Raw genomic sequence first — 6,118 nt, 5'->3', positions numbered from 1 at the left:
TCACGATGGACACCCTTGCCTTCGGCTATATCCTTCCCACTACCGGGTGGATTCGGGACTTTAACCCGTTAGAAACGTGCGCCGCTAGGCGCACTCCAAACGAAAACTCCCCGCCGGCATATACCAACGGGGAGTTTCCTCGATTATTTTTTATTTTGAAAGAGAGGTGTGTATGCAATTTATTCTTGTGTCTGCTGTTCAACTGCAGGCTCTTCTTCCTTCTTCTTTGCGAGATATGCCTTAACTGCACGATACTCAAGGAATCCGATACATGCGATAAGAAGAACGTCTACTCCGTAGAGAATCTTAACCCATGTAGGAAGTCCTGTATTAACTGCTTTATCATAAGCACGGCTGTTTACAACAGTGTACAAAATGTTCTTTGATGCAGTTCTCATAGCGTTAAGCGATGTTGCACTTGTCTGATCTGTAACGGTCGACTCAGGAGTTGAGTATGTTGCAAGCATCAGATCGCAGCCGTTTCTGATCATACGATCGGCATCCTGATATCCGTATCCACCGAAATAATCTGTTTCAGCAAATCCACGGAATCCCCACTCACCACGAAGAACTGTGTTAAGGAGTGCAGAGCAAGCCTCGGCAGGTTCAATACCGATGTTGTTGAAAGCTACCATTGTTGCACCGGGATTACCGTTCTTAAATGCGATCTCGAAAGACTTAAGGTAAATCTCACGGAGAGACTGCTCATTAAGCCATGTGCAGAGAAGTCCCGTACGGTTCGTCTCCTGATCGTTCGTAGCAAAGTGCTTAACGTATGAGTATACGCCCCACTCACGTGCGCCCTGTACTGCATTTGCGCACATCCAGCCTGCAAGCACTCCGTCCTCTGAGTAATACTCAAAGTTACGTCCTGCAAAAGCAGATCTGTGTGTATTTGTAGCAGGTGCATACCAACCTGATACATCCATATCGTTAGCCATACGTCCGATAGAAGCACCGAATCTGTGAGCTATATCTTTATTCCATGTGCAAGCGATCATTACCGCTGCAGGGAATCCGATAGATCCCTGATGCGTAAAGTTGTTGTTGATAGATGCAGGGCCGTCACAGTCATAAGTCATAACTTTTCCGATAGACTCAACTGCCGATGTCTCATATCCACCAAGCTCGATAAGTGTGTTCATCTCTGCAACACTCATCTCATCAAGGAGTGACTCCCACATAGGATCGTCATAATCAAGTCCTCTGAGCTGTTCAAGCTTGATGCCATTCTTTGCACCTGTTGCAGGCATAGCGTCTGCTTCGTTATTGTAATCAGCTTCATTATAATTTGTGTTGTTTACATAATCTTTTTTGTACTCTTCTGCAAGCTCAAATGACTTGGGCGCTGCAGTTGCTTCTGCATAGTTCTTAAATCCGTCTGCACGAGAAAGGTATGTTACACCGCCTTCTGCAAATCCAAACTGATTTGTTGCAGCAACCTGATCTGTTGAACGTTTGTTGTTCTGATCGTATACAACTTCTGCACCGATATTTACAGTCTTTGCTGCAATCTTGTTATGTGAATCGCTGTTGATTGAAATCTCATACTCTCCCGACTCAAGTACATAGCATCCGTGTCCGTATGTGTCATATGAAGCCATATCTTCCACAGGGAAAGAAATGGATACAGTTGCGGAAGCACCGGGCTCAAGAGTCTCAGTCTTTTCAAAAGCAACAAGGTTAGCTGCGGCCTTTTCGATTCCGCCGTTTGTATAAGGAGGATTGAAGTATACTTCAACAACATCCTTACCTGCTACATTTCCTGTATTTGTTACGGTAACATCGAATGAAATATTTGTACCGTCGTTGTTTATTTCACCCATCTCCTGAGTGAATGTTGTGTAAGAAAGTCCGTATCCAAACGGATAAACTACATTTGCATCATAATCAAATTCAAAGTTTCCGGCTGCTGCTTCAGCGGCTGCAGTCTCATAATATTTGTATCCTACGTAGATACCCTCTACATAATTTACGAATGTAGGGAAGGCTTTTCCTCCCTCAGCGAACATGTTATCAACTCCAAATTCGCTCATGTTTGTGTAATCGAAATCACCAAAGTTATTTGATGTAGGTGTATTCATAAGGTCTGCAAGGAAAATATCCGCAGTTTTTCCGGAAGGATTGATCTTACCTGCGATGATCTCCCCAAGACCATCGAAACCTGTCTGACCTGTTCCGGGGCAGTAAAGCACTGACTTAATCTGTGAATAATCTTTTACAAAGCCAAGTTCCATGGCATTTGCAGAATTTACAACAAGTATAACCTTATCAAAAGTTGATGTTACCTTATCAAGAAGAGTCTTTTCTCTGTTTGACAATTCAAGATAAGACTTTGAAGCATCAAGATCGTCCTTCTGATCTGAGAAACGAACACCAAGTGCACCAAAAGGTCCCTCTGTTGAGAATGTGTCCGGTCCGTCATAAGAAGTAGGAAGATCTGCACCTTCACCGCCTGAGCGAGCGATGAACAAGATAGCTGTATCTGAATAATTCTTTGCATCTGTTATAAGATTCTCATAATCTGAAACCATAGGCTCGGGAATTGTCCAGTCCTGTCCGATCATTCCAACTATAGGTCTTGCATCTCTCCAGCCCTTGTAGAAATCAACAAGGTCCTGATTGTACTCAATTCCTGCATCGGTAAGTCCTGTAAGGAAATCTACGGTGGGATAAGCATCTGAAAGAGCTCCCGACCCTGTACCACCGTAAATAGGATTTGTGGATGACCATCCAAATACGTTTACCTTACTACCTTCTGCAAGAGGAAGTGCCTGCGCATCGTTCTTAAGCATAACGATGCCTTCTTCTGCTATCTCTGTGCAGAGCGCCTTAGCCTCATCGATAGCTTCATCTGAAATAGTTCCTCCACCCATTGCCATATTCACCATGGAATACATGGGAACAAGCAAAATGTTGGAAATCACGATGACAACTGTAAGGAAGAATGCGAGCCATGCCTGCTTACGCACAAATTTGCGTACCGGCTCTTTCTTCTTTATAACTGTCAATGTTGCGATGATTGCTGCCAATAATACCACACCGAGAATCACGAGCTGAGGTATCATTGTTTTAAGGACGGCAATGACGTCCGCGGGGTTGATGTTTAACATTTCTCTCTTCTCCTCCTTTTACTTTAGATGAAAGAAAATATCTAAAGGACCTTTGTCCTTAGGATCGATGAAAAAATTATGCTTCCTTCGGAGTTTCCGGGAATATGATCTTATTTACAAAGAAAAATACGATCATTGAAACTCCTCCGTTAAGTACTGTGGTTCCTATGTTGTAAAGCCAGGGAGCAACAAACTTGCCCGCCACGGCTACCCAGATGCAGTTAATAGAATTTACAATGCATGTGATCAAAATAAACGCCATGACATACCATGCAATCTGCTTTCCGGGCTTATCGTGATTACGGAATACAAACACTTTCTGGATAGGAAAATTGATACATTCTCCTATGACCATCGCGATCATATATGCCGTAAAATAAGCCAATCCTCCATGCGCCTGATCGTAACCCAAGATGTTCCAGCTAAAAGTTTCACCTGCAACAGTAAGCGGTATACCCGGCCATCCAAAGGATTTATCTCCCATAAAAGCAAATGCCGCGGGGAGAAATGTCAGCAAAAGATACTTAAATACAGTGATCAGATTGCTGACGATCACGAATAATCCGCCTTCACGCACCCATTTGGCTACCTTCGGATTTTTTTCTTCAAATCGCTTCCAAAGATTCATTCCCATATCTCCTATTACATATTTTTAAGTTTCTTTTCGTATCTCTTGTTTGCACTTGAATTGCGGAAGAATCCGACGATCACGCCTCCAAGGCCTCTGAAGAAATGACCGTTTGCGATAGTTACAATGCTCTCAACCATATCTCGTGAGACCATTCCTCCGGACATCTTGCAGATAGCTCTGAACGGCATGTTGTAAACAAACAATGTATTCAGATCCGGAACGCCCTTTTCATAAGACTTTTCCAATTTCTTTTCCAAGATCTTATAAATAAGTCTGCACAAAAGACTCTTTGCTGTATCCATCTGGCAGAGCGCATCGTTTATTTCGAGCGGTCCGACCTTCTCTTCAGGAAGTGCCCTTCCATATATCTTTTCAAATTCATCATAATGAACGTTTCGTACCTGTCCGTTCCTGTATCTTGAAAGTGTCTTGATATCATATGGAAGTTCCTCTATGGTGCCTTCCCTTGAAATACTTCCTTCAAGAGCGATGTCTTTAACATTTCCGCCTACATATATCTGATAATCTCCGCCTTCTACTTCCCATTTTCCTGAAACTGTCGAGAAGTAACGGAATGTCTTATCGTCAAAAGAAATCGTAACTTCCTTTGATTCACCGGCTTTTACCCAAACTTTGGCAAAACCTTTAAGCTCTTTTCTGGGACGTATAAGTCCGCTATGCTTTTTTCCAATGTATAACTGTGCAATCTCGGCCCCGTCACGTTTTCCTGTATTGGTTACCGTAAATGATACGCCGTCTTCCGTAACCTTCAGATCACTGTACTTAAATGTTGTATAAGATAATCCGAAGCCAAACGGGAACTGCACTTCAACTTCAGCGGTATCATAGTAGCGATAACCGATAAAAGGACCTTCTCTGTACTGAAGATTTCTCGTATCATCCGCTGAGAAATTTACTATCGAACAATCTGTATAAGAAAACGGATATGACTCAGACAGCTTACCTGTCGGAACAGTTTTACCCGTTATAATATCAAGTAATGCGCTTGCGCCCGCCTGTCCTGTAAGGTATCCGTGAAGAAGTGCCTTCAGATTATCAAGCCAAGGCATCTTCACTGCAGATCCTGCGCTCATGACTCCGACGATATTCTTATTAAGAGCTGTCAGCTTCTTAAGCTCTTTTACCTGATATTCGGGAATATCCATCGTCATTCTGTCAGCGCCTTCACTCTCCGCAATCTCATCAAGTCCGAAGAAGAAAAGTACTACATCTGCATCTCTTGGATCTTCCACAACCTCAAGATTATAATTTCCGATAACTTCGGAAACCTTCTCAACCTTGGTCGAATTAACCTGAGAACTTCCCGATCCCTGATATCTGGGCTTATCAACAAATGGCCCTCTAAGTGCAACTTTTGTTCCTGCTTCAAGCGGAAGAATGTCTTCGTCATTTTTCAAAAGAACTGCTGAATTTGCTGCCGCTTTCCTTGCAAGTTCATGGTGTGCTTTAACATCAAATTTTTTGGTATGGTCGTTATCCTTTACATGTAAAGCTGCTTCGATAACGGGAAGAACTGCTGTGTCTATCTCTTCTTCAGTGATGAGTCCTTCCTTAACTGCCTTTATCAGCTCTCTTGCCGAATCAAGTCCCGGATTAGGCATCTCCACATTTGATCTGCACTTAACGCCTTCAACATGGTCGTTACTTGCGCCCCAATCCGTTACCACAAGTCCGTCGAAGCCCCATTCCTCTCTGAGAATTTCTACCAAAAGATGTTTATTCTCATTGGCATACTCACCGTTTACCTCGTTGTATGCCGACATGATTGCTTTGGCTCCGCCCTCTTTTACCGCTATCTCGAATGCAGTCAGATATATTTCACGTAAGGTTCTCTCATCCACCACCGCATTCATTGCCATTCGGCGATATTCTCTTGAGTTAACCGCAAAGTGCTTTGGGCAGGAATAAATATTTTTACTCTGTATTCCTCGCACATACGCAGCTGCCATCTTGCCTGCAAGTATCGGATCTTCTGAAAAGTATTCAAAGTTTCGTCCGCAAAGCGGTGAGCGCTTCATGTTAAGCCCCGGTCCTAAGAGAACGTCTACCTTCTGTGCTACGGCCTCTTCGCCGAGTGCCTGTCCGATTTCTTCACCAAGTTTTTCATCCCAGCTGTTTGCTACAGTTGCTGCTGTCGGAAAGCAAGTTGCAGGAAGTGATGCGTTTAATCCCAAGTGATCTCCTGCGCCTTCCTGTCTTCTAAGACCGTGAGGTCCATCCGCGAATGTAATGGACTGTATATCAAGGCGGGGAATATCTCTTGATTCCCACTCGTTCTTTCCGCCTAATAATGCTGCTTTCTCTAATAAAGAGAGCTTTGAAATAATATCTCTTGCGTTCAAAAAAGCTTACC

General features: G+C 43.4%; 3 protein-coding genes. All 3 read right to left on the bottom strand.

Annotated features, from left to right (window positions below):
- Positions 1–179: 179 nt before the first annotated feature.
- Positions 180–3,113 carry a glycoside hydrolase family 3 protein gene (locus G628_RS0109010; RefSeq protein ID WP_027208975.1) on the bottom strand — a complete coding sequence of 978 codons (2,934 nt, stop codon included), beginning with the start codon at positions 3,111–3,113 and terminating at the stop codon, positions 180–182.
- Between the two features lie 76 nt (positions 3,114–3,189).
- The gene (locus tag G628_RS0109005) at positions 3,190–3,741 is read right to left on the bottom strand and encodes a GtrA family protein (RefSeq protein WP_026656227.1); all 552 of its coding nucleotides are present in this window, start codon (positions 3,739–3,741) and stop codon (positions 3,190–3,192) included.
- Between the two features lie 14 nt (positions 3,742–3,755).
- Positions 3,756–6,107 carry a glycoside hydrolase family 3 C-terminal domain-containing protein gene (locus tag G628_RS0109000; protein WP_026656228.1) on the bottom strand — a complete coding sequence of 784 codons (2,352 nt, stop codon included), beginning with the start codon at positions 6,105–6,107 and terminating at the stop codon, positions 3,756–3,758.
- Positions 6,108–6,118 lie beyond the last annotated feature (11 nt).

It is taken from the genome of Butyrivibrio hungatei NK4A153, from assembly GCF_000424465.1.
GTDB classification, from domain to species: domain Bacteria; phylum Bacillota; class Clostridia; order Lachnospirales; family Lachnospiraceae; genus Butyrivibrio; species Butyrivibrio hungatei_A.
This window is presented reverse-complemented; position numbering and strand designations above follow the sequence as displayed.

What these genes read in the sequence shown, in the direction of transcription:
- G628_RS0109010 (WP_027208975.1), bottom strand. Translation starts at nt 3,113, where the DNA reads ATGTTAAACATCAACCCCGCGGACGTCATTGCCGTCCTTAAAACAATG.
- G628_RS0109005 (WP_026656227.1), bottom strand. Translation starts at nt 3,741, where the DNA reads ATGAATCTTTGGAAGCGATTTGAAGAAAAAAATCCGAAGGTAGCCAAA.